The sequence below is a fragment of the Acinetobacter colistiniresistens genome (genome assembly GCF_000413935.1).
Lineage (GTDB): Bacteria > Pseudomonadota > Gammaproteobacteria > Pseudomonadales > Moraxellaceae > Acinetobacter > Acinetobacter colistiniresistens.
The window spans coordinates 123,697-148,425 of record NZ_KE340384.1 but is presented as its reverse complement, the minus strand read 5'-3'; the positions used below and the strand labels follow the sequence as shown (position 1 = coordinate 148,425).

Here is a 24,729-nt window from a genome sequence, read left to right as displayed (position 1 = left end):
GATATGACTATGTTTAATTTAATTTTGGCTAAGTTGCTGTAATTTAATTAAATAATATTTTATTTCTTATGGTTTGGCTGAATTCATTTTAAAAATAGCTTTTTAAAAGTGTGTACTCTAAACTGTTTGATAAGATGTAGAATGAATAATTTCATTAATTTATAGGGCATGTCCTATTTTCAAGTTAATAAAATAGCTGTAATAATTCATATTGGAAAAATTGCAAAGTTCTATATGTCTAGATGTAGAGTAGATAAGTTTCAAGTGATTGGTTGACAAAGCTTCTAAGTGTAAAATTTTGAAAAGGTATTGATGAGTGAGTGACTCATCAATAATAAGTTGTATGAGTTTAAGCAAATTTTTAAAAAATAAGTCTGTATTTTTAAAAAACCTCATTTCTCTTGCAACTGTGCAAGGTTTGAATTATTTATTGCCTTTATTGACGTTACCCTATCTAGTGCGAGTTGTTGGTGTTGATAAGTTCGGCGTACTTTCATTAGCAACAGTTGTTATAGCTTTTTTTATTGTTGTAACAGACTACGGTTTTAACTATACAGCGACCAGAGAAATATCATTAAATAAGTCAAATAAAAAAGAGTTGGTAAAAATTGTTAATAGCGTAATGACTATTAAGTTGTTTTTAACAATATTGTCAGTAGGTATATTGGCGTTATTGATCCATTTTGTTCATAAGTTTAATGAATATGCTTTGGTATATTGGCTTACATTTGGGTCTGTGATAGGGCAAGTACTATTTCCTGTATGGTTTTTCCAGGGAGTAGAAAAAATGCAGTTTATTACTGTAATAAATGTAATATCAAAAGTCCTATCTACACTCAGTATTTTCATATTTGTCAAAAGTCCTGAAGATTATTTTATAGTTCCTGTGCTTGTAGCTTTAGGCTCTATTGTAGGTGGAATTTATAGTTTGTACTTGATTAGAAAAGATTTTGGTATCTATTTTGAGTTACAAACGCGCCAAGAATTACTTAAACATGTGAAAGGAGGGTCGAATTTATTTCTAACAACTATGTTAAGTACAGCTTTAACATCATCGGGACTATTGATATTAGGATTTTACGCTTCTAATACTGTAGTGGGGTTGTATGCTGCCATAGAAAAACTATTCAAAGCAATTGTAGGTTTGTTTGCGCCTATTACTCAGGCATTATATCCAATAAGTTGTAAGCAATTCCAAGAAGATAACGACTCTCAAAAACAATATTTGAAAAAATTGATCAGTGTAATGGCTTTAATTGCTTTAGTCATTTCTAGTAGCGTTGCGTTATTTGCACCATTTATTGTTGAGATGTTTTATGGTGAAAAAATGGTTATCTACTCTTATGTTCTACAAGTGATGATGATCTGGTTGTTTTTTAGCGTAATGAATAATGTTCTGGGTATTCAATATCTTTCGGCAAAAAAATTAGACAAATTCTATATGTTAGCCTTTATTGTAAGTGGTTCAATTACAACTCTCATGAATCTCATACTTATACCTGAGATGTTGATAGATGGTATACTTTACGCGATGATAATTGGTGAAATTATCTTAACAGTGGCAATGATAGTGATGATTAAGGGTAAGAAGTTATGAAAAAAATCTTATTGGTATTTGGAACAAGACCTGAAGCTATTAAAATGGCACCACTTGTAAAAGCACTATGTAGTCATCCTGAAGAATTTATAACAAAAGTATGTGTGACAGCTCAGCACAGGGAAATGTTAGACCAAGTCCTTAATATTTTTGAAATAAAACCTGATTATGACCTTAATATCATGAAAGCAGGGCAGGATTTATTCGATATCACTGCAAATGTTCTGTTGGGGTTGAAACAAGTCTTGATGGATTTTGAACCTGAAATTATTTTGGTTCATGGTGATACTACAACTAGTTTTTCAGCAAGTTTAGCCGCGTTTTATACCAAAATTAAGGTAGGGCATGTAGAGGCCGGACTCAGAACTTATGATATATCCTCTCCATGGCCAGAGGAAGCAAATCGCCAATTAACAGGCGTTTTAGCAGATGTACATTTTGCCCCTACTGAAATAAGCAAAATAAATTTACTGAACGAAAAAAAGAAAGAGGAAAGAGTTTTTGTTACAGGTAACACCGTGATAGATGCATTATTATATACTGTTGATAAGATTGAAAATGATCAAAGCTTATTAACAAGAATAAGTCAGGGCATAAAAAGTAAATATACTAATTTCAATAATAAAAAATTTATTTTAGTTACGGGGCATAGACGTGAAAATTTTGGTAATGGTTTTCTAAATATTTGTGAAGCTTTGAAAGAGATAGCATTAAAAAATCCAGAACTTGACATTGTATATCCTGTGCACTTTAACCCCAATGTCCGTCAGATTGTAAATGATACATTAAAAGGGATTGATAATATTCATTTGATAGAACCATTACAATATGAGGATTTTATCTATTTGATGAGCAAATCTTTTTTTATTATTACAGACAGTGGTGGTATTCAAGAAGAAGCTCCCTCATTAGGGAAGCCCGTATTGGTGATGCGTAACACAACTGAACGCCCAGAAGCTGTAACAGCAGGAACTGTGAAACTAGTTGGAGCAATAAAAGAAAATATAGTAAATGAATCACAATTATTAATAGATAATTATGACGAATTTAAGAAAATGAGTACAGCCCATAATCCCTATGGCGATGGAACTGCAAGTGAAAAGATTATTGAGATTTTAAGAAATGTATAAAATAGTTTTCTTGATGAATGAGCGCAATGATGCTACAGACTATTATGTGCAGCTTATAAAGAAATCATTGGAGGCTAGTGGCCAAGCTGTATTGATTATTGATGATTTAAAAAATATTGAAAAAAATGATAAAGTTTTAACTATATCGTTAAAAGCTTTCTTTTATACATGGTTGCGAAACCCAAAGCAATTCATTTTTCACTGGTTTCAGGGGGTTACTCCTGAAGAGGCAAGGATGCTTTTTTCTAATAAAAGGTTTCAAAGAAACATACGTTGGATGTACCTATCTCTCTTTGAAAGGTTTGTATTGCTTTTTTCTAAGTTTAATTTTTTTGTGTCTGGAGCAATGTTAGACCATTATAAATATAAATATAAATATAAAAAAAATAATTTTATGGTTATGCCTTGTTACAATCAGAAATTAAATATGAATGCATTTTATGACGAGAAATATAAAGAACCAACTTTTGTTTATGCTGGCTCTTTATCTGACTGGCAGTGCATTAATGAAACACTGCAAGTTTTTAAAGAGATTCAATATAAAATCCCTGCAGCAAAAATGTTTTTATATACTGCGGAGAAAGAAAAGGCATTTTTTTTAATTGAAAAAAATCAGATTAAGAACATTGTAGTAGATTATGTTGAATATTCACAGCTGAATGATGTGTTGAAAAATATAAAATATGGTTTCTTGATAAGAAAAGATATGGTTGTGAATAATGTATCAACTCCAACAAAGATGAATGGCTATTTAGCTAATGGAGTTATTCCAATTTACTCAGATTTTATTTTTGATTTTAAGTTAAATTTAAAAGGTGATTTTTTGATAAGTTCTAAAAGTCATTTGGATATGATTGATAAGGTCATAAAATTTGAAGAGAATAAAATTTGTTCTGATGAGGTTAAGTCTGAATATTCGTTGCTTTTTGAAAAATATTATTCTGATGAAAAGTATATAAAGGAAATCTTAAAAAAATTTAAGAAATTTGAAGTGATATAATATGAGATTAAATCAAAAATCTTTTTTCCTACCTTTGATACTGTTTTTTTTAACTTATATATTGGTTTATATCTCTTTATTTGTTATTAAAAACCCGGATCAATATAATTATTTAATTATAATGAACTCAAGTACTGAGTTTTCTTTAAGTATAGAGCCAACTGTCTATTTGTTCTCTAAAATTGCAAAGTATTTCAGTGGGCTGTTCTTTATTGATCCGTTGGTGATTTTTTATTCAATCTATATCTTTCTTATTCAATTTTTCTTAGCACACTCTTTTTTAAATTTTTTTAAGAATTCAATTGGAAAATCAATTTTTTTACTAATTTTTTGGTTGATGACATATGGATTAATGCATGGACTGATTCAAATTAGATTTGGTTTGGCAAGTAGTATTTTTGTTTATTTATATAGTGTATATTATTTAAACCCAGCAGGTGTGAGAAACATAATTTTTAAACTTGTTCCTATAAGTTTTTTAGCAATTTTCTCACATTATTCTAGTATATTTTCAGTTTTTTCTTTGTTGTTTATTTGGCTTAGAAAGTCTATTAATAATATTAGTAATGGGAAAATTATTCATATTGTTTTTATTGTTATTTTAGTTATGTTTAAGTTTGGGTCTATATTTAGTTTTCTTCCTGAATTTTTAATGAGTAGGATTGGGATTTATTTAAATAATGATAATTATGATGAGGTATCTAATATTGCAAGATATATATCCTTTATTTGTTATGTTTTTTTAATTCTTTCACCAAAGTTAAATTCAGAAAAATTAAATGACTTGAGAATTTATGGTGCATTAGGATTTATTCCATATTTTATTATACCTGAACTGGAAATTTTGGTGAGATTGGGTATACCTTTTCAATACCTTCTATTGCCATATTTGTTTTTAACTTTAAAGTTTAAGAAGGTATTATATTTCTCAACTTTGCCATTAGGTGTATTTTTTTCTTACAAAATATATTCTAGTGTAAACGCCTTTTTGGGATATTTGAATTAATGTTTATTTTTGAAAGTAGACCTCTATGACTATATATTTTGTAACCAATGGTATTCATCGAATGGGTGGTACTGAGAGAGTGATTTTACAATTAGCTACGATATTAAAAGACGTAGTTATTATTGTTCCAGGAACAACGTTGGTGGCTTTTAATGGATATGATAATTTAAATATTAAATCTTTAAATATTTCAGACTTTCCAACGTCTGGTAAATTTAATAAGTTATCTCATAGAATGAGGTACTTACAAGCATTAATGAAAAATATTAAGCTGACTTCAAAAGACTTTGTGGTAACATTTTCTTATGATTTAAATATTTTAAATATTATTCTTTCAAGGAAGTATCAATGTAAATCAATTGTTTGTGAGCATATAGAGTATGGTTATCATAAAGGCATAAGAAATATTTTTAGGAAATTTTTTTATAAACAAGCAGGTGTAAAATTAGTTTGCCTAACAAAAACTGATGAAAGAAAATTTAAAAATGATGGTATAGATACTGTTGTTATACCTAATTTTATTTATCCAGTTGAAAGTGAATATAAAGAAAATACTAACAAAATTATTGCTGTGGGAAGGCTTGAATATCAAAAAAATTTAAAGTTTTTAGTTGATGCTTTTAAGCTTTCAAGAGTCTACGAAAATGGGTGGACTCTAGAGATAATAGGTGAGGGTTCTGAACATCGATTAATTAATGAAACAATAAAATTACATGGTTTAGATAGTTATGTTAAAATTTATAAATTTTCAAAAGATATTGAAAAATACTATAGGAACTCTTCTTTATTATGTATGACTAGTAGGTTTGAAGCATTCCCAATGGTACTATTAGAAGGAATGAACTATGGTTTACCGGTGTTAGTCAGCGACTTTCCAACGGGCGCAAAAGAAATTCTTGGACCAGAAAACACTCAAATTGTTTCTGAATACAATATTGATTCTTATGCAAGTCACCTAAAAACAATATGTTCTAATGTTGATCTACGTAAAATGCATTCTGATGAAAATTTGGCGTTAATAAAGAATTATCATCCTGAAAAAATAGCTAAATTGTGGATAGAACTATTTCACGATAGTTGATTTTTTTATATTTTTTATTTGTTAATATTATGGAAATCGAATTTTTATGAAAATTGCTCATGTGCAAGTAAAGCCAATTATGTCTGGGGCTCAACAAATTTCCTATGAAATATTGTCTTCATTAGCTTTAGAAGGACATGATTTGTATGTGATTTGTGCTGACTTTACTGGTGAAAGTGATGATTTTATTAATAAATTTAATGAGTTAGGTGTTTCTATTATCACTGTTTCATCACTTAAACGTGAGCTTGGTTTTCATGATTTTATAGTCATTTCTGATTTGTATAAAATTTTTAAGAAGTATAATTTCGATGTGATTCATACCAATTCAACAAAACCAGGAATTTTTGCAAGAATTGCAGCAAAGTTAGCTGGAACAAAAAAAATAATTCATACTGTGCATGGGATAGCTTTCCATAATAATGTAAATCCTTTTATAAGATTGGCATATTATTTGTTTGAGAATTTTGCAACACTATTTGGAGATTATAATTTATCAGTTAATAAGCACTATAGAAAATTTTATCCACTTGTAGAAACAATTACTATTTATAATGGTTGTGATTTTTCGAAATTAAAACCCTTAATTACCAAAAAAATCAATGAGAAAATACATTTTGCTTTTTTTGGTAGATTGGACATTCAAAAGAATCCTTTAGAATTCATTGAGGCTATATATTTATTATCTAAAGAAGTTGATATTAGCCGATTTCAATTTACTATCGCTGGAGATGGTGAGTTAAGGAAAGATTGTGAAGATTTGTTAAAAAAATATAAATTAGAGAGTAATGTCATAATGTATGGATGGGTTTGTGATAAAAGTAGTTTTCTAAACACAGTTGATATCCTATGTCAGCCATCTTTATGGGAGGCTTTTGGTTTGGTTTTCTGCGAGGCAGCTTTTTTCAAGATTCCATCGATTGCTAAGAATGTTGAAGGAATTCCTGAGGTTGTGCTAGATAATGAATCAGGCTTATTGTATAGTGGAAATGCGATAGAACTTAAAGAAAAAATGCTTTTTTGTATTAATAATAGAGATTTAGTATATGAATATGGTGAAAAAGCATATTCATATGTAACAAGGGAGTTTACAGTTGATCGGATGGTTAGCGACTATAGAACGATTTACTTTCAGAAATGACGCTTTTAATTTTTGAGAGATATTTATAAATATCAATGATAGTCCTATCAACTATGCATAACATATTAGTTTAATAGTGATTAAGAATACAAGAATTGCTATACTATAATGATTAACAGCTAATCAGATTGTTTAAAGTATAAAATTGGCTCGCATCCTAGTGAAAAGGCTTAGAAGATACAAATGAAAAGACTTATCGATATAGTCATTGCATCAATAGCACTTGTATTACTGTCTCCAGTATTTCTTTTGGTTGCTTTTAAAGTCCGTAAACATTTAGGTTCTCCTATCTTTTTTTATCAGGATCGACCAGGGAAAGATGGAAAGCTTTTTAAAATGATTAAGTTCAGATCTATGAGGCATGCTGTTGATAAAGAAGGCAAACCTTTAGCTGATGAACTTAGGATTACACCATTTGGTAAAAAACTTAGATCAACAAGTCTAGATGAAATGCCACAGCTACTAAATGTGATTAAAGGGGATATGAGTATTGTTGGTCCTCGCCCACAACTCCCTGAGTTTGTAGAACATTACACCCCCCATCAGATGCGTCGGCATGAAGTCAAACCAGGGATGACTGGACTTGCGCAAGTGAGTGGTCGAAACAATTTGTCTTGGGAAGAAAAATTTGATCTGGATGTTGAATATGTTGAAAGCCATTCGGTTTTTTTTGACTTTAAAATTATGTTTAAAACTGTTGAAGTCATGTTGAAAAAAGAAGGTATAGACTCACCAGACCAAGCGATCGGAGCAAGCCGGTTCTCCGGTTCTGAACAATCAGGTCGTAAATCTACACACCAATAACTTAGTTTGAAAGAAATTGTAATGATCAAAAAAGCTATTTTGCCTGTTGCAGGGCTTGGAACTCGTTTTTTACCTGCGAGTAAATCTATTCCTAAGGAAATGGTCACTGTTGTTGACCGCCCAGCGATTGAATATGTTGTACGTGAAGCAGTGGAAGCAGGCATTGAACAAATTATTCTCGTAACACACTCATCTAAAGCATCTATTGAGAATTATTTCGATCGTAATTTTGAGTTGGAAACAACTTTAGAACAAAAAAAGAAATTTGATCTACTTAAAGAAATTACTGATATCTTGCCAAAACATGTCAGTGTCGTGAGTGTACGTCAACCACAACCTTTAGGGCTTGGACATGCGGTACTTTGTGCTAAAGATATTGTCGGTGATGAAGCCTTTGCTGTGTTATTACCAGATGTACTCGTAAAAAATAAAAGCCATAAAAATGATTTATCCTTGATGATTCAACGGTTTGATCAATCTCAGGCTGCACAGATTATGGTTGAGGCCGTGCCAGACCATTTGGTTGACCAGTATGGCATTGTAGATGTGGCTGTTTCTCCAAATGAAGGTGAAAGTATCGTCATGCAGGGTATTGTAGAAAAACCTGCTGTAGGGACAGCACCTTCAAATTTGTCTGTTGTCGGTCGTTATATTCTGCCTGCCCAGATTATGGAACTTCTAGAACAAACCCCACGTGGAGCGGGAAATGAAATTCAGCTCACTGATGCGATTGCAGCATTGCAGCAATCGGAAGTGGTTGAAGCGTATCGGATGAAGGGACAGACCTTTGACTGTGGTAGTAAGCTGGGCTATCTAAAAGCTGTATTACACTATGGTATTGAACATCCAAAACTAGGCGAAGATTTTAAGAGCTTAATCCACGAATTGGTTCTCTAGATTGGGGAGCAAATGTTAATGAAAGTTGCAATTTTTGGTAATACTTTATATGCAGGCGTCATGTCTGCATTATTGTCTGAATCTGGGCACTTTGTTTATTGGTGTTCACAACTAGATAAAGCTGTAGAAGGGCAACAATATTCATTTCATGATGAGCATGTCAGCCAGCTATTAGAGAAGCAATTAAGTACTGGTTTTTTGAGTTATCGCGCTTTGGATGGTATCCCTCTCGATATTGATGCTTATCTCTTTAGTTTTAATCAGACACAAGAACAACAAGTTTTTCAACTCTTACAGGCGTTAAAACAACGACCGATTATTCATCCCAAACTCATGATTAATGCTTCAACCTTTGGTTTGCATGGCACAGAGCGTTTTAAGCAGATTCTATCTGAGGATGATTGGGTCTATTTGCCAGATACGATTCAAGAAGGAAATGCTCTACATAGTTTAACTCAAGCTAAACAACTCATTGTCGGATGTATCCAGACGGACGTTCAGGTTAAAGTAAAAGAATTGCTTAGACCTTTCTTTCCTTTGGAACAACAATATCTGTTTATGCCGATTTTAGATGCGGAATTTACTAAACTCAGTATTTCAGGAATGTTGGCAACACGCATTAGCTATATTAATGATCTGGCTGTTGTTGCTGAGAAACTCGGTATTGATATTGCTTCAGTGCGTCAGGGTATGGCCGCTGATAGCCGTATTGGTTCAGCTTATTTAGCGCCAGGTGCTGGTTTTGGTGGTGAAAACTTTTCTCATGATATTTTGACGCTTTCCAATACGGTGGCAAATACTGGGGTAAAAAGCCAGTTGCTGGGTCAAGTCTGGGAAATTAATGAGCAACAGAAAGAAATCCTGTTTCGTAAACTATGGAATTATTACCATGGTGATTTGCAAGGGAAATCTGTTGCAATTTGGGGTGCTTCTTTTAAGGAAAATACCTCAAGTATTCAGCAGTCCCCAATTCATCAAATGCTTGCAGCGCTTTGGGCACAAGGGGTAACGGTTCATCTTCATGATCCGCAAGCTTTAGATGAAATAAAACAGATGTATGGGCAACGCGATAATCTGATTCTTTGTGAAGATCAATATGATGCGGTCAAGAATGTGCATGGTCTTTGCGTGCTGACTGCATGGAAACAGTACTGGAGCCCAGAGTTTAAGCAGCTTGAACAGTTGATGGCACATCCATTAATTCTGGATGGTCGCAATATTTATGATCCAGATTATGTTAAAGCGCAAGGCTTTGCGTATATGGGGGTGGGACGTTAATGATGATTAAGCAGATTCAACCCTTTGCAGTAAAAGAGCGTGCCTCTGTGATGGAGCATTTATCATCTTTGCAACAGCAATTTAAAGGCACTCATCTAAAAGGATTATTCGCGGAAGATCCTGCACGTTTTAAACGTTTTTCAGTTGAATGTGATCAAATTGTCTTAGACTTTAGTAAGCATCGGATTGATCAAACTATTTTAAATGGTTTGGTTGACTTGGCACAGGCCCAAGACTTAAAACAATGGATCAAAAAGCTCTTTTCATCTGAACCGATTAATTATACTGAACACCGCGCAGCAATGCATTGGGCTTTACGCTTACCCCAATCGAGTCCAGATTTTACTGAAGTGAATCATCCGGTACAGCAGCAGTTAGAACTTATGTATGCCTTGGTGGATAAAATCCATGCAGGGCAGTATCGTGGTGCGACGGGTGAGGTGATTCAAGATGTGGTGAATATTGGTGTGGGTGGCTCTGATCTCGGCCCGTTAATGGTGACGCATGCACTCTCCGACTTTAAGGTCGCGACTACAAAACCTCTAGATGTACATTTCGTTTCAACCATGGACGGTAGTCAGCTATCTGAATTGCTACACCAGCTTCGACCTGAAACTACCTTATTTATTATCTCGTCAAAGTCCTTTGGTACCATTGATACTCTGTCTAATGCACAAACAGTACGTCAATGGCTAGAAAAGGCATTGGGCCATAATGACAAGATCCTGCAAAACCATTTTATCGGGGTCTCGACCAAACCTGAAAAAATGACGGAATGGGGCATTGCTGCTGATAAGCAGCTATTGCTATGGGATTGGGTTGGTGGTCGTTATTCACTATGGTCATGTATTGGTTTACCAATCGCACTGACCATCGGTGTTGAGGGCTTTAAGCAACTACTTGCAGGAGCGCATGCTATTGATCAGCATTTCCAGACCGCACCATTTCAGCAGAATATTCCTGTCCTGATGGGGCTATTAGGCGCGTGGAATAATAATTTTCTTGATATTCAGACCCACGCTGTATTGCCCTATGATGGCCGGCTTAAATATTTCGCGGCTTATTTGCAGCAGCTGGAAATGGAATCGAATGGTAAATCCATTCAACGTAATGGGGAAAAGGTCAATACAGCGACTTGTCCAATTGTTTGGGGTGAGGTAGGGCCAAATGCACAACATGCCTTTTATCAGTTGCTTCATCAAGGTACCCATTCGGTCAGTTGTGACTTTATTGCCCCTGTAAAACGTTATAATGCGAACCAATTTACCTATGCCGAAAGCGCAGAGGCCTTGATTGAGCAGCATCATTTGGCCTTATCAAATTGTTTGGCGCAGTCGCGCTTATTGGCTTTTGGTAATCAAGCGCTTGCAGCAGATGAGCTAAAAGATTTACCAGCTTATAAGCAATATGAAGGTAATCAACCGAGTTCAACCATTTTACTCAAAGAACTAAATCCTTATAGTTTAGGCATGCTGATTGCGATGTATGAACATAAAGTATTCGTGCAATCGGTACTCTGGAATATTAATCCCTTTGACCAATGGGGGGTTGAAAAAGGTAAAGAGATTGCCAATCAACTTTTGCCGATTTTAAATCGTGAGCAGGATGATGTATCTAGTTTTGATACATCGACACAAGGTCTACTTAAAATATTATTGGGAAAGACAAATGGCTAAGATCTTAGTGACTGGTGGAGCAGGTTATATCGGTTCACATACCTGCTTAGAATTACTTCATGCAGGTCATGAGGTTATTGTTTTTGACAATCTCTCGAATAGCTGTGAAGAGTCACTAATTCGTGTACAACAGTTAGCGAATAAAACACTGGTTTTTGTGAAGGGTGATATTCGTAATCAGGATGCTTTAGATCAGGTCTTTCAGGACTATTCTATTGATGCGGTCATTCATTTTGCAGGTCTCAAAGCTGTCGGTGAAAGTCAACAGGTTCCATTGACTTATTTTGATAATAACATTGCTGGCAGTGCTCAATTGGTCAAGGCGATGGAACGTGCTGGCGTATTTAACTTGGTATTTAGTTCATCTGCAACGGTATATGATGAAGCCAATAGTTCTCCGTTAAATGAAGAGATGCCAACAGGTATGCCAAATAACAATTATGGTTATACCAAACTGATTGTCGAGCAAATGCTGCAAAAACTGGCACAGGCAGACTCGCGTTGGTCGATTGCTTTACTTCGTTATTTTAACCCTGTCGGTGCGCATAAAAGCGGTCAAATTGGTGAAGATCCGCAAGGAATCCCAAATAACTTAATGCCTTATGTAACACAAGTCGCAGTCGGTCGTCGTGAAAAGCTGGCAATTTATGGCAATGATTATGACACGGTAGATGGGACTGGTGTTCGTGATTATATCCATGTGGTGGATCTGGCGAATGCTCATCTGTGTGCTTTGAATAATCGCTTATCGACACAAGGCTGTCGTGCTTGGAACATTGGGACGGGCAATGGCTCATCTGTATTACAAGTCAAAAACACCTTTGAGCAAATCAATGGTGTGCCTGTTGCATTTGAATTTGCACCCCGTCGTGCAGGCGATGTGGCAACGTCATTTGCCGATAATGCACGTGCAATAGCAGAGTTGGGTTGGCAGCCTCAATATACCTTGGAAGATATGCTGGCGGATAGTTGGAATTGGCAGAAGCAGAATCCCAACGGCTTTAACTGAATAGCAAAACAATAAAAAAGGAGCAATATACTCCTTTTTTATTGGGCTGAATTAACCCTGAATTAACCCAGTTAATTCATCAACATAATGCTGCATCGGTTGCGGATTTTGATCGGCGCGGCTCTCAATATTTAAGCGCAATAATGGCTCAGTATTCGAAGCACGAACATTTAAACGCCATGCGCCAAAATCAAGGCTGACGCCATCAGTACGATCGACCTGCGGATTTTGGTCGGCATAATGGTCAAAGATTTTTTGTACAGTCTTTTGCGCGTCTGCCACTTTAAAGTTGATTTCACCGCTGCATGGGAATTTGGCAATCATGTTTTCAACCAATGTTGAAAGTGATTGTCCCGTTTCTGAGAGCAAAGCGATGGCGAGCAACCAAGGAATCATGCCACTATCACAGTAAGCAAAATCACGGAAATAGTGATGGGCACTCATTTCCCCGCCATACACGGCATTGTGTTCACGCATGACATCCTTAATAAACGCATGTCCTGATTTAGATTGTACTGCGATGCCTTGGTATTGATCGACGATGTCAAAGGTATTCCAGACCAAACGTGGGTCATGCACAATTTTTTCACCAGCCTGTTTGATCAGGAAGGCCTGTGCCAATAAACCAACGATGTAATAACCTTCGATAAATTGCCCTTTTTCATCAAACAGGAAGCAACGGTCAAAGTCGCCATCCCAGGCAATGCCCATATCGGCTTGATGCTGAAGTACGGCATCACGGGTACTATCTCGGTTTTCAATGAGGATTGGGTTCGGAATACCATTCGGGAAAGTGCCATCGGCTTCATGGTGAATTTTAATGAACTCAACGGGAATGTTCAGTTGTTGGAATTTTTGTTCGATGGCATCAATGACATGACCTGCTGCACCGTTGCCCGCATTCACGACCAGTTTAAGCGGTTTGATTTTCTGTGGATCAATATAGGTCAGAAGGTGCTCAATGAATTCAGGTAAAATATTATAGTTTTGCGTTGTACCTTTTTCGGCAACTTCTGCGAATTGTCCAGATTCCGCCAGTGCTTGAATCTCTTTTAAACCCGTCTCTGCACTGATTGGACGTGCATTCTCACGCACCAACTTCATCCCATTATAATCCATCGGATTATGGCTGGCAGTCACTTCAATACCACCTTGTACATCCAAATGGAAGGCAGCGAAATAGACTTCCTCCGTCCCTGTCATACCGAGATCAAGTACATTCACCCCTGCATCATTTAGACCCTGAATGGTTGACTGTTTTAGGCCTTCACTGCTTAAGCGGATATCACAACCGATCACCACGGTTTTTGGTTGATAGATTTGTCCATAGGCACGACCAATGTTATAGGCAATCTCTTCATTCAGTTCTGTGCCGAGTTTGCCACGAATATCGTAGGCTTTAAAGCAAGTCAGTTGCGTCATATTGTTCAATTCAATTGCTGTTTTGAGTTGTGAACAGATTATACAGATATCGTCTAAAAGTCATATTTATAGTTTTGTCTTTCGCGATTGGTAACCCGAAGTACACCAATGGAATACTGCTCGGGATATTTTTTATCAGACTTTAGTCGAATGCTGAAAGCCCACAGCATCAGAAAAGGATTGATTTGATTTTAATTATTATTGGTCTTACCAATATTGATGAGTGATTGGTGGTTGCGCCTGATAATTCATGTAATTAAGATAAGCAACTTGTGGAAATGGATAAATTTTGCCAATAAAATTTATATTGGTCATACCAATATTCGTGATGATGTTTTGTCTCGAAGTGAAAACAAAATAGCGCCCAGCATTTCAAGGAGATGAGAATGCTTAATGTGTGGCAACAACTTTATGATCCTTTGAATAATATTTGGTTATCCAGTGCCGTTGCGCTGATCCCGATTATTTTCTTCTTTTTGGCTTTGGCGGTCTTTCGTATGAAAGGCAGTGTCGCGGGAACCTGTACCGTGATCATTGCCTTGCTGATTGCATTGTTTTTTTATCAAATGCCAGCTGAAATGGCATTTGCTTCTGTTGTTTACGGTTTTTTTTACGGTTTGTGGCCGATTTCGTGGATCATTATCGGGGCGGTATTTCTGTATAAAATTTCAGTCAAAACTGGGCAGTTTGATGTGATTCGCTCCAGTATTTTATCGATTACCGAAGATCAGCGCCTACAGATGCTCTTGGTCGGTTTTGCTTTTGGTACTTTTTTAGAAGGTGCGGCAGGTTTTGGTGCACCTGTGGCGATTACCGCAGCCCTGTTGGTCGGTTTAGGTTTTAAACCGCTATATGCTGCGGGTCTTTGTCTGATTGTGAATACGGCACCTGTGGCCTTTGGTGCGATGGGGATTCCAATTATTGTGGCAGGGCAGGTTTCGGGTGTTGATACCATGGAAATCAGCCAGATGGTCGGTCGCCAATTGCCTTTTTTAACCATCATTGTGCTGTTCTGGATTATGGCGATCATGGACGGTTGGCGTGGTGTGAAAGAAACGTGGCCAGCTGTACTGGTCGGTGGTAGTGCTTTTGCCATTGCGCAATATCTGACCTCGAATTTTCTGGGACCCGAACTGCCTGATATTACCGCTGCGATTGCTTCATTGGCCAGCCTGACCTTGCTATTCCGTGTTTGGAAACCGAAACATATTTTCCGTTTTGATATGACCGATGAACAAGCCGCCAGTCATGCGGCCTCATCACAACAGCGCTATAGCATTGCCCAGATTGCCAAAGCATGGTCGCCGTTTATGATTTTGACCGTGATGGTGACCATTTGGAGTGTGAAACCATTTAAAGCGCTGTTTGCCAAAAACGGTGCCTTGGCGGACTGGATGTTTAAAATCGAAGTCCCGTACCTGCATAAACTGGTGGAAAAAATGGCGCCGATTGTGCCCGAAACCACCGCTTATGAAGCGATCTATAAATTTGATTGGTTCTCAGCGACAGGTACAGCTATTTTTATTGCGGCCATTATCACCATCATTTTTCTGAAAATGAAAACCCGTGAGGCGGTCAGTACTTTTGCGGAAACTTTAAATGAGCTAAAAACCCCGATTTATTCGATTGGCATGGTATTGGCCTTTGCCTTTATTGCCAATTACTCAGGCCTGTCTGCGACCTTGGCTTTAGCGTTATCGCATACAGGGCATGCCTTTACTTTTTTCTCACCATTTTTGGGTTGGCTGGGTGTCTTCCTGACCGGTTCCGATACCTCATCCAATGCCTTGTTCTCTGCATTGCAAGCCACCACAGCGCAGCAAATTGGTATTCCAGAAGTGTTACTGGTGGCTGCCAATACCAGTGGAGGCGTAACCGGCAAGATGATTTCACCGCAATCGATTGCGATCGCCTGTGCCGCGGTGGGTTTGGTTGGAAAAGAATCGGACTTGTTTCGTTTCACGGTAAAACATAGCATCATATTTACTGTCTTTGTCGGCATCATCGTCACGGTTCAGGCTTATCTGGTGCCGTGGATGATTCCATAACGCTAATCAAGGAAATGTGATGAGAATCTCCGATCAAGTGGTCATGAAATTACAGGCACTCATTGAGCAACGCCAGATGAAACAAGGTGATCGCTTACCTGCCGAGCGTCAACTGGCGACCAGCTTGGGCGTATCTCGTCCATCCTTGCGTGAAGCGATCCAACAGTTGAATAGTCAGGGCGTGCTCAGTAGCCGCCGTGGTGATGGGACCTATATCCAACAATTACCCGAGCAGTGGCCGCAACAGCTCATCGTCAATCCGATCAGTCATTTGATTGAAGAAGATCCACTGTACCGCTTTGATGTACAGGAAGCGCGTTTGTTGCTTGAAGGCGGCACGGCATGGTACGCCGCATTGCGTTCAACTGCTGAAGACCGTGCCAAAATTCATCATTGTTTTGATGAGATCAGCCGTTATCAAAATGCAGGCGATTCAGCTCGAGCGGCGGTGGCGGATGCAGAATTTCATCTGGCGATTGCCGAGGCTTCACACAATATTGTGCTGATCCAAATGATGCGTAGTCTGTTTGACTTGCTGCAATACAACGTCTTGCTTGGGCGTAACAAAGTTTATAACCACCCTGTCAATGGTGACTTGCTCAGCGAGCAGCATTTTCAGGTGATGGATGCGATTGATCGTCAAGATCCCGAAGCTGCACGCCAAGCGGTGTGTGGGCATATTGAATTTGTGATTAATCATGTACGTGCTCTGGGCGAAGATGAAGCGCGCCAGAAACGTGCAACACGTTTAACGAGAGTGGACTCAAAATGATTATTTCTTCTGGCAATGATTATCGTGCTGCGGCACAGCGTCGGCTACCGCCCTTTTTATTTCACTATATCGACGGTGGTGCCTATTCAGAACATACCTTAAAGCGCAATGTGCAGGATCTTTCTGATATCGCCCTGCGTCAACGGGTGCTGAATGATATGTCGGCATTGAGTCTGGAAACCAAACTGTTTAATGAAACCTTGTCGATGCCTGTGGCATTGGCACCTGTGGGTTTAACCGGTATGTACGCACGTCGCGGTGAAGTTCAGGCGGCAGTGGCAGCAGATCAAAAAGGGATTCCATTTACCTTATCGACGGTTTCAGTCTGTCCGATTGAGGAAGTTGCACCTGCAATTCAGCGTCCAATGTGGTTCCAGCTCTATGTGTTGCGTGATCGTGGCTTTATGCGTAATGCCTTGGAACGTGCCAAGGCGGCAGGTTGTTCAACACTAGTGTTTACCGTGGATATGCCAGTGCCGGGTGCGCGCTATCGCGATGCGCATTCAGGTATGAGTGGTCCAAATGCGGCGATGCGTCGTTATATGCAGTCTATGTTTCATCCGCATTGGGCATGGAATGTCGGGATGTGTGGTCGTCCGCATGACTTGGGCAATATCTCGAAATACTTAGGTAAACCGACTGGGCTTGAAGATTATATCGGCTGGCTGGGTTCTAATTTCGATCCGTCGATTTCATGGAAAGATCTGGAGTGGATTCGTGAGTTTTGGGATGGCCCGATGGTGATTAAGGGCATTCTGGATCCTGAAGATGCCAAAGATGCAGTGCGTTTTGGTGCCGATGGCATCGTGGTCTCCAATCATGGTGGGCGGCAACTGGATGGGGTGCTGTCTTCTGCACGGGCTTTGCCTGCGATAGCTGATGCGGTGAAGGGTGATCTGGCAATTTTGGCAGATTCAGGTATTCGTAATGGTCTGGATGTGGTGCGGATGTTGGCACTTGGGGCGGATACGGTGTTATTGGGCCGTGCCTTTGTTTATGCCTTGGCGGCAGCAGGTGGGCAAGGGGTATCGAATTTGCTGGATTTGATTGAGAAGGAAATGCGTGTGGCGATGACCTTAACAGGGGCTAAGTCGATTCAGGAGATTAATGCGGATTGTTTGGTACAGGCAAGTAAATTGGGTGTGTAGCGGGTAGGCCTGACGTATTTCAAGCGAGATAAAGCTATGATCTCCGCTTTAGGCACGGCCTCATCATTGGTTGACTTGCCTGTTTCTTGTGTAGAGGTGTTTGTCACTTTTGAAGGATTAAAAGTAACCAAAAATCCTCTATTCAGATGACAGTACTTCCCTGCTACCGCATCGGAATAGGCGGCATCCTTGCCGCCAACCGTGATATTAAATACAGGGCTGATTCATATTGAAGAATGAGCTACTCGAATGACAAATACTAAGATTCTGCCGTGTTGGTCTAGTTTTATAAATGGATGATCCAAAGGAGCCATCATGCAAATATTTTCTCCCAAAGCAGTGATTGGTCGTTTACAGCAGATTGTTGGGCGGCAACATGTACTGAGCGATGATCAAAGTACCCGCCAGTATCGGCAAGGTCGTCGTTTTGGTGAGGGTAAAGTGTTTGCAGTGGTGATCCCTGGCACCTTGCTGGAACAATGGCAGGTGCTGCAAGCGGCAATTGACGCGGATTGTATCGTCATTATGCAAGCGGCCAATACGGGGCTGACGGGTGGTTCAACCCCCTATGGTGATGATTATGACCGCCCTGTGTTGGTGATGAGTACGCGCCGTTTAAAAGGCATTCAAGTGATTCATGAGGGTCAGCAGGTAATTTGTTTACCAGGGGCGACCTTGGACAATCTGGAACAAATCCTGAAAGGCTATGATCGTGAACCACATTCGGTGATTGGTTCTTCCTGCATTGGTGCTTCGGTATTGGGTGGGGTGTGTAACAATTCAGGTGGTGCCTTGGTACGCCGTGGGCCTGCTTATACGGAGTTGGCACTATATGCGCAGGTCAATGCCCAAGGTCAGCTGGAATTGGTGAATCATCTGGGTGTGAACTTGGGCGCAACGCCAGAAGAAATCCTGACCCGTTTAGAGCAGCAGCAATATCAAGCCACAGATATTTTGGATGATGCAGAAAAACAGGCATCCGATCAGCGTTATGCCCAAGATGTCACCCAAGTCGATGCCGATAGCCCTGCACGTTTTAATGCCGATCCATCACGTTTGTTTGAAGCCTCAGGTTCGGCAGGAAAAGTTTGCGTATTTGCAGTGCGTCTGGATACCTACGAGAAGGTAGAGAGCAGTGTATTTTATATTGGTACAAATGATGCCGATGATCTAACCGCGATTCGTCGTTATTTACTGACTTCATTGCCAAGCTTGCCGATTGCAGGGGAATATATTCACCGCGATGCTTATCATATTGGCGAAAAATATGGCAAAGATACCTTCTTGTTTATTGAGAAATTTGGTACAGCCAATGTACCGAAAGCTTTTGCACTGAAAGACAAGGTCGATGGCTTTTTAGAAAAATTTAAAATCAAAGGGCTGACCGATCATCTTTTACAAGCGGTCACGGCCTTGTTACCGAGTCATTTACCCAAACGGATGACCGAATATCGTGATCGTTATGAACATCATCTGATGTTACGCGTTGAAAATAATTGCAAAGCCCAGACCGAGCAATTTTTACAAGACTATTTTGCAGTGCATACCTCAGGTAATTTCTTCCTTTGCGATGCGGATGAAGGGCGTAAAGCCTTTTTGCATCGTTTTGCCGTGGCAGGTGCCGCAATTCGTTATCGTGATACCCATCGGGATGAGGTTGAAGATATTGTGGCACTAGACATCGCTTTACGCCGCAATGATCGTGAATGGGTCGAGCAATTGCCTGTGGAAATGGAACAACAGATCATACATAAGCTCTATTATGGGCACTTTTTCTGTCATGTCTTTCATCAGGATTACATTCTTAAAAAAGGCAATGATCCTTTAGCGATGGAACATCAGATGTGGCATTTGTTGGATGCACGCCGTGCTGAATATCCAGCCGAGCATAATGTCGGTCATTTATATATTGCCAAGCCTGCATTGGCCAATTTCTACCAGAAACTTGATCCGAATAATTGTTTTAATGTCGGGATTGGGCACACTTCTAAATTGAAGTATTGGGGCAAGGCCAAGTCCTGACTTTAAATAAAACAGGCAATAAAAAAGGCGCTTCAAGCCACTGCTGTCCCACAAATATCACAAGAAGAACCTCAATTGAGGTTCTTCTTGTTTTCGCCATTTTTTATCAGGCACAAAGAGTGACCTTAAAAGTTTCCTTTCAAATAAATTGACCTGAATAATTCTCAGTAAACGCTGAACACTCCATCCTTCTTGTGCCATGTGTTTAGCGAAGTTCACCAGCAAATAGGCAATTAATGCAATCCATATTTGCGTTTGTATCGCATTGCGGCTTCGACCTAGAAATGACTTCAGTTTTAAATTCTGCTTGATGGCTTTAAAGAATAACTCAATCTTCCAGCGATCTTTATAAATTGCAGCAATGGTGGATGCTGCCAGATGAAAGTTGTTGCTCAGAAATTCGAATGTTCTTTTCTTATCTGTATCATAAAACTCTATACGTCTTAATAATTCAGGTGCGCCTCTTTTCTTGGCATGCGCACTGCTCAATTCAATACATTCATCCGCAATAATCCCTTTAGTCTCTAATACGCTGCGGCTTGATTTAACTTGATAAACTGTCTTTGGGCGTAGCCGGGTTACAAAGCTGACGTTCTGAAGTGTCAACTGAGCAAACCATTGATAATCAACATATCCTTTATCAAAGACGATAATGCTGCCAGCAGGAAATTTAAATGCTCTGCCTTGCACCATATCATTTTCAATACCATCCCCAAGCGCTACAAATTCAGGAATGGTATTGCTGTGATTTAAGCCAACACTGAGTTTAATACTGGCTTTGGATTCATGCACTTTTGCCCATGCGCACAATGACAGTGAAAGATCAATATGACTGGCATCTAGTGAATACAGCGGATTTTTGAATCTAAATTTATGTGCAGTTTTAGAGTTTTCACAGCGCTGAAGCAGCTGTGTGAACAATTGCTGATACAGGCTGGCGGGCTGTTCTTCGTTGAGTCTTGCTAAGGTGCTTCGCGCAATTCTCTTCGCGCCAAGATGATAGAGCTTTTCCTGCTGGGATTCGAGATTGGATTGAATGTCTCTTAAGCTTTGCCGACAAGAAAGTTGGGACATCAATATAGCAACAAACTGATCCCAGCGGGTGGCTGATCTTAATTTTTGCCCAGAGTGGTGTAGTTTAGCCAGACGTTCAAAATCTTGTCTTAGAATGGGTTTGAGTAATTGATGAAATACGGTATTCTGATGTGACAAAACCTGACTCCTTTATAGTTAAAGTGTTTGTTTGCACTCATATTTTAACTATTTAGACTCAGGTTTTTTTTATTTAAAGCAAACTATGGGACAGTAGTGGCTTCAAGCGCCTTTTTTAATCGTAACAACTTAAGCGGTTGCAGCAGATTTTGCTAAAACTTCAGCCACTGCTTTGGCAACTTTGTATACGTTGTTCATGTTCAGGCCTGCAACACAGATACGACCACTGCGTACCAAGTAGATTGCATATTCTTCACGAAGAATGTCCACTTGCTCAGCGGTTAAACCTGTATAACTGAACATACCTTTTTGATTCACAAGGTAGCTAAAGTCACGTTCAGGAAGGGCTTTAGTTAGCTCATCTTTTAAGATGCTACGCATTTTGATAATACGTTCACGCATCTCTTTCACTTCGCCTTGCCATTGTTGATTGAGATCAGCGTCATTTAACACTTGATCAACCAACCATGCACCTGTTGTTGGCGGGCTAGAGTAGATACGACGTACTGTTGCTTTCAACTGACCGAATGTGCATTTTGCTGCTTCAGCATCGTCACATACGAAAGTCAGACCGCCAACACGCTCACCGTAAAGTGAGAAGATTTTTGAGAACGAGTTGCTGACAATAAAGTTCAGACCTGCTTGGTCTAGGGCACGGATGGCATAAGCATCTTGTTCCATACCATCGCCAAAACCTTGATACGCGATGTCGAGGAATGGAATCAGGTTACGCTCTTTTAATACCACAATCACTTGATCCCATTGTGCTGGGTTCAAGTCTGCGCCTGTTGGGTTATGGCAGCATGGATGCAATAACACAATGCTTTGTTCTGGCAATGTTTTTAAAGTAGACAACATCCCATCAAAATCAACGCCACGTGTTTCAGCATCGAAGTATGGGTAGAAGTTGCTCTTGATACCAGCACCATTGAAGATCGCAACGTGGTTATCCCAAGTTGGTTGGCTGACCCAAACTTCTGAATTTGGGAAGTAGGTTTTTAAGAAGTCTGCACCGACTTTTAATGCACCAGAACCACCCAACGTTTGAATTGTTGCAACACGACCTTGTTGAATTGCAGGGCTGTTGGCACCAAACAATAAGGCTTGAATCGCATCACGATAAGGTTTGAAACCTTCCATTGGTAAATAAAGCTTGGTTTGCGTGTTTTTAGGTGCAATACGTTTTTGTGCTTCGATAATGGTATCAAGCTGAGGAACAATACTGTCTTCGTTATAGTACAAACCAATACTGAGGTTGACCTTTTCAGCACGTGGATCAGCATTGAACTGTTCCATCAATGAAAGGATCGGATCGCCTGCATAAGGTGGGATATGTTGAAACATTAACAATGTCCTTTTCTTCAACAAAGTGCATAGATGTCTGGAGAGGTTGGCGCTTCAGGAGCGGAACCTTTGATGTCCAATAATGTATCAATAAAGACTGCATGAAGCACGCTGTTATTTACATTTTGGTGCAGTATTTACTTACAAAATTTGTCGCCATGCGGTGATTATAAAGATTGTCTACAATCAAGCTGTCATACCATGGTCGTAGTATTAAATGTATCAGGCCGCCCAGTCGATCAAAGCGCAGGGTTGAATAATGAGTATAAATACTATTAACATTTTGTTTTATTTGCTTTTATTTTGGGTTTTTGCAAGTGTTTTGATCAGCAATTTGGTTATATCTCGCTAGTCGAATTGGCAGCACCAGTCAGACTTATTGTCGACAATCCTATTGCATTTTTTCTTTTATCTGGTTATAAAATCATAAAAATTGTAGAGATTGTCGACAATATGCAAGATACCCTTGTTCCTCAAGCCCTCAGCACCAGTCAGGGAATGACCCTGACGGAACACGTATTTAAGCAAATTCAGTCGGCAATTGTATTAGGACATATTCCTGCGGGCAGCAAGATTTCAGAACCTGAATTGGCACGGATATATGGCATCAGTCGAGGGCCTTTACGTGAAGCGATTCACCGTCTGGAAGGGCAGAAACTGGTGGAGCGAACTGCGCATGTCGGTGCGAGGGTAGTCTCGCTTTCACTGCAACAGTTTCAAGAGCTGTATCAAATTCGTGCTTCTTTAGAAGGTTTGGCTTGTAAACTCGCTGCACAGCATATTGATAAAAAACAGATTCTGGCCTTACGTGATGTATTGCGGATGCATGCCGAGGATGAAAACTTTAAAGCAGGCAAAGGCTACTATCTGCAAGAAGGCCAAGACGATTTCCATTACTGCATTATCAAAAGCAGTGGCAATAAAACCTTAGAAAAAATGTTATGCGATGAGCTCTATCACCTCATCCGGATGTATCGCATCCAGTTTTCAAATACCCCAGATCGCCCGAGCAAAGCTTGGGATGAACATATCCGCATATTAGATGCGATTGCTGAAGGTGACGGTGAGCTTGCCGAAATGCTGATGCACCGTCACATCAATGCATCCTACAAAATTGTTGAGCAAACATTGCTGCAAAATCAAGGAGAACAACAACATGGCTAAACAGTCTGCTGGTCAGCTATTCCGCGACGCGGTCGCAAATGAAAAACCATTACAAGTGGTGGGTGCGATCAATGCCAACCATGCATTATTGGCAAAACGCGCAGGTTACAAGGCGATCTATTTGTCTGGTGGCGGTGTGGCCGCAGGTTCTTTGGGTTTACCTGATTTAGGCATCAGTAACCTTGATGATGTATTGACCGATGTACGCCGTATTACCGATGTCTGTGATCTACCATTATTGGTCGATGTCGACACAGGTTTCGGTGCTTCTGCGTTTAATATTGCACGTACTACCAAGTCGATGATCAAATTTGGTGCTGCTGCGATGCATATCGAAGACCAAGTCGGTGCCAAGCGTTGTGGTCACCGTCCGAATAAGGCCATCGTGACTCAACAAGAAATGGTCGATCGTATCAAGGCAGCGGTCGATGCACGTACCGATGACAGCTTTGTGATCATGGCACGTACCGATGCGCTTGCAGTTGAAGGCTTACAAGCTGCGATTGACCGTGCAGGGGCGTATATCGAAGCGGGTGCAGACATGCTGTTCCCAGAAGCGATCACTGAATTGGCTATGTATAAGCAATTTGCTGATCTGACCAAAGTGCCTGTTTTAGCCAATATCACCGAATTTGGTTCCACTCCATTATTTACTACGGAAGAATTGGCTTCTGCCGATGTCAGCATCGCGCTCTATCCACTGTCTGCATTCCGTGCCATGAACAAGGCCGCAGAAAATGTTTATGAGACCTTGCGTAAAGAAGGCACGCAAAAGAATGTGGTCGACACTATGCAAACCCGTCAAGAACTGTATGAACGCATTAACTACCATGCGTTTGAACAATATCTTGATGCATCGTTTGAAAAAGCAAAATAAGAAATCCCCCTAAGTCCCCCTTTGAAAAAGGGGGACTTCCCTCCCTTTGGAAAGGGAGGTGAGGAGCGGTTGTAGCTCCGCAAGTGGGATTTTAGAACTCA

At 39.4% G+C, this 24,729-nt stretch carries 20 protein-coding genes; 17 read left to right on the top strand and 3 right to left on the bottom strand.

Annotated features, from left to right (window positions below; genetic code table 11):
• Window positions 1-316 precede the first annotated feature (316 nt).
• From F907_RS00195 to galE, 11 genes are all read left to right on the top strand, one after another.
• Window positions 317-1,597: a flippase gene (locus F907_RS00195; protein WP_228127265.1), complete on the top strand. Its 1,281-nt coding sequence runs from the start codon at window positions 317-319 to the stop codon at window positions 1,595-1,597.
• The gene (gene wecB / locus F907_RS00200) at window positions 1,594-2,727 is read left to right on the top strand and encodes a non-hydrolyzing UDP-N-acetylglucosamine 2-epimerase (RefSeq protein WP_004798020.1); all 1,134 of its coding nucleotides are present in this window, start codon (window positions 1,594-1,596) and stop codon (window positions 2,725-2,727) included. Before F907_RS00195 ends, wecB begins: the two co-directional genes overlap by 4 nt.
• Window positions 2,728-2,740: 13 nt before the next feature.
• On the top strand, window positions 2,741-3,727 hold the full coding sequence (locus F907_RS00205) for a glycosyltransferase family protein (RefSeq protein WP_228127266.1): 987 nt from the start codon (window positions 2,741-2,743) through the stop codon (window positions 3,725-3,727).
• A 1-nt stretch (window position 3,728) separates the two neighbouring features.
• Window positions 3,729-4,733, top strand: a complete 1,005-nt coding sequence (locus F907_RS00210; RefSeq protein WP_016653325.1) for an EpsG family protein — start codon at window positions 3,729-3,731, stop codon at window positions 4,731-4,733.
• A gap of 25 nt (window positions 4,734-4,758) precedes the next feature.
• Entirely contained in the window at window positions 4,759-5,814 is a 1,056-nt protein-coding gene (locus F907_RS00215; protein WP_004798027.1) for a glycosyltransferase, read from the top strand.
• Between the two features lie 46 nt (window positions 5,815-5,860).
• The gene (locus tag F907_RS00220; RefSeq protein ID WP_004798028.1) at window positions 5,861-6,955 is read left to right on the top strand and encodes a glycosyltransferase family 4 protein; all 1,095 of its coding nucleotides are present in this window, start codon (window positions 5,861-5,863) and stop codon (window positions 6,953-6,955) included.
• 183 nt (window positions 6,956-7,138) lie between these two features.
• Window positions 7,139-7,759 (top strand): sugar transferase, encoded by a 621-nt coding sequence (locus F907_RS00225; RefSeq protein ID WP_004798029.1) that lies wholly within the window; start codon window positions 7,139-7,141, stop codon window positions 7,757-7,759.
• 21 nt (window positions 7,760-7,780) lie between these two features.
• A complete protein-coding gene (gene galU, locus F907_RS00230) occupies window positions 7,781-8,656 on the top strand; it encodes a UTP--glucose-1-phosphate uridylyltransferase GalU (RefSeq protein ID WP_016653324.1) in 876 nt (291 codons plus the stop codon).
• 18 nt (window positions 8,657-8,674) lie between these two features.
• Entirely contained in the window at window positions 8,675-9,934 is a 1,260-nt protein-coding gene (locus tag F907_RS00235; protein ID WP_004798031.1) for a nucleotide sugar dehydrogenase, read from the top strand.
• Between the two features lie 2 nt (window positions 9,935-9,936).
• Window positions 9,937-11,610 (top strand): glucose-6-phosphate isomerase, encoded by a 1,674-nt coding sequence (gene pgi, locus F907_RS00240; protein WP_162616990.1) that lies wholly within the window; start codon window positions 9,937-9,939, stop codon window positions 11,608-11,610.
• Window positions 11,603-12,619 (top strand): UDP-glucose 4-epimerase GalE, encoded by a 1,017-nt coding sequence (gene galE, locus F907_RS00245; RefSeq protein WP_016653322.1) that lies wholly within the window; start codon window positions 11,603-11,605, stop codon window positions 12,617-12,619. Before pgi ends, galE begins: the two co-directional genes overlap by 8 nt.
• Before the next feature lie 51 nt (window positions 12,620-12,670).
• Here the strand turns inward: galE and F907_RS00250 are convergent, their stop codons facing one another.
• The gene (locus F907_RS00250; RefSeq protein ID WP_016653321.1) at window positions 12,671-14,041 is read right to left on the bottom strand and encodes a phosphohexomutase domain-containing protein; all 1,371 of its coding nucleotides are present in this window, start codon (window positions 14,039-14,041) and stop codon (window positions 12,671-12,673) included.
• 380 nt (window positions 14,042-14,421) lie between these two features.
• On the opposite strand from F907_RS00250, the gene lldP reads away from it, so the two are divergent.
• The 4 genes from lldP (at window position 14,422) to dld (ending at window position 20,031) form a co-directional block, all read left to right on the top strand.
• Complete coding sequence (gene lldP, locus F907_RS00255) at window positions 14,422-16,089, top strand: L-lactate permease (RefSeq protein WP_171068397.1); 1,668 nt, start codon at window positions 14,422-14,424, stop codon at window positions 16,087-16,089.
• 19 nt (window positions 16,090-16,108) lie between these two features.
• Complete coding sequence (gene lldR, locus F907_RS00260; protein ID WP_016653319.1) at window positions 16,109-16,861, top strand: transcriptional regulator LldR; 753 nt, start codon at window positions 16,109-16,111, stop codon at window positions 16,859-16,861.
• Window positions 16,858-18,009, top strand: coding sequence for an FMN-dependent L-lactate dehydrogenase LldD (gene lldD, locus F907_RS00265; RefSeq protein WP_016653318.1), 1,152 nt, complete (start codon window positions 16,858-16,860; stop codon window positions 18,007-18,009). Before lldR ends, lldD begins: the two co-directional genes overlap by 4 nt.
• A gap of 315 nt (window positions 18,010-18,324) precedes the next feature.
• The gene (gene dld, locus F907_RS00270) at window positions 18,325-20,031 is read left to right on the top strand and encodes a D-lactate dehydrogenase (protein ID WP_016653317.1); all 1,707 of its coding nucleotides are present in this window, start codon (window positions 18,325-18,327) and stop codon (window positions 20,029-20,031) included.
• A 57-nt stretch (window positions 20,032-20,088) separates the two neighbouring features.
• Here dld and F907_RS00275 read toward each other — a convergent pair whose 3' ends face one another.
• Window positions 20,089-21,243: an IS4 family transposase gene (locus F907_RS00275; RefSeq protein ID WP_005003123.1), complete on the bottom strand. Its 1,155-nt coding sequence runs from the start codon at window positions 21,241-21,243 to the stop codon at window positions 20,089-20,091.
• A 129-nt stretch (window positions 21,244-21,372) separates the two neighbouring features.
• On the bottom strand, window positions 21,373-22,587 hold the full coding sequence (locus F907_RS00280; RefSeq protein WP_005200881.1) for an amino acid aminotransferase: 1,215 nt from the start codon (window positions 22,585-22,587) through the stop codon (window positions 21,373-21,375).
• A 453-nt stretch (window positions 22,588-23,040) separates the two neighbouring features.
• Here F907_RS00280 and F907_RS00285 point away from each other — a divergent pair, with 453 nt between their 5' ends.
• Both F907_RS00285 and prpB read left to right on the top strand, forming a co-directional pair.
• Window positions 23,041-23,751 (top strand): GntR family transcriptional regulator, encoded by a 711-nt coding sequence (locus tag F907_RS00285; protein WP_005186499.1) that lies wholly within the window; start codon window positions 23,041-23,043, stop codon window positions 23,749-23,751.
• Window positions 23,744-24,628 carry a methylisocitrate lyase gene (gene prpB / locus F907_RS00290; RefSeq protein ID WP_004801838.1) on the top strand — a complete coding sequence of 295 codons (885 nt, stop codon included), beginning with the start codon at window positions 23,744-23,746 and terminating at the stop codon, window positions 24,626-24,628. The genes F907_RS00285 and prpB overlap by 8 nt, the downstream gene beginning before the upstream one ends.
• Window positions 24,629-24,729 lie beyond the last annotated feature (101 nt).

Coding starts and splice junctions, on each gene's coding strand:
- wecB (WP_004798020.1), top strand. CDS start 1,594: ATGAAAAAAATCTTATTGGTATTTGGAACAAGACCTGAAGCTATTAAA.
- F907_RS00205 (WP_228127266.1), top strand. CDS start 2,741: ATGAATGAGCGCAATGATGCTACAGACTATTATGTGCAGCTTATAAAG.
- F907_RS00210 (WP_016653325.1), top strand. CDS start 3,729: ATGAGATTAAATCAAAAATCTTTTTTCCTACCTTTGATACTGTTTTTT.
- F907_RS00215 (WP_004798027.1), top strand. CDS start 4,759: ATGACTATATATTTTGTAACCAATGGTATTCATCGAATGGGTGGTACT.
- F907_RS00220 (WP_004798028.1), top strand. CDS start 5,861: ATGAAAATTGCTCATGTGCAAGTAAAGCCAATTATGTCTGGGGCTCAA.
- F907_RS00225 (WP_004798029.1), top strand. CDS start 7,139: ATGAAAAGACTTATCGATATAGTCATTGCATCAATAGCACTTGTATTA.
- galU (WP_016653324.1), top strand. CDS start 7,781: ATGATCAAAAAAGCTATTTTGCCTGTTGCAGGGCTTGGAACTCGTTTT.
- F907_RS00235 (WP_004798031.1), top strand. CDS start 8,675: ATGAAAGTTGCAATTTTTGGTAATACTTTATATGCAGGCGTCATGTCT.
- pgi (WP_162616990.1), top strand. CDS start 9,937: ATGATTAAGCAGATTCAACCCTTTGCAGTAAAAGAGCGTGCCTCTGTG.
- galE (WP_016653322.1), top strand. CDS start 11,603: ATGGCTAAGATCTTAGTGACTGGTGGAGCAGGTTATATCGGTTCACAT.
- F907_RS00250 (WP_016653321.1), bottom strand. CDS start 14,041: ATGACGCAACTGACTTGCTTTAAAGCCTACGATATTCGTGGCAAACTC.
- lldP (WP_171068397.1), top strand. CDS start 14,422: ATGAGAATGCTTAATGTGTGGCAACAACTTTATGATCCTTTGAATAAT.
- lldR (WP_016653319.1), top strand. CDS start 16,109: ATGAGAATCTCCGATCAAGTGGTCATGAAATTACAGGCACTCATTGAG.
- lldD (WP_016653318.1), top strand. CDS start 16,858: ATGATTATTTCTTCTGGCAATGATTATCGTGCTGCGGCACAGCGTCGG.
- dld (WP_016653317.1), top strand. CDS start 18,325: ATGCAAATATTTTCTCCCAAAGCAGTGATTGGTCGTTTACAGCAGATT.
- F907_RS00280 (WP_005200881.1), bottom strand. CDS start 22,587: ATGTTTCAACATATCCCACCTTATGCAGGCGATCCGATCCTTTCATTG.
- F907_RS00285 (WP_005186499.1), top strand. CDS start 23,041: ATGCAAGATACCCTTGTTCCTCAAGCCCTCAGCACCAGTCAGGGAATG.
- prpB (WP_004801838.1), top strand. CDS start 23,744: ATGGCTAAACAGTCTGCTGGTCAGCTATTCCGCGACGCGGTCGCAAAT.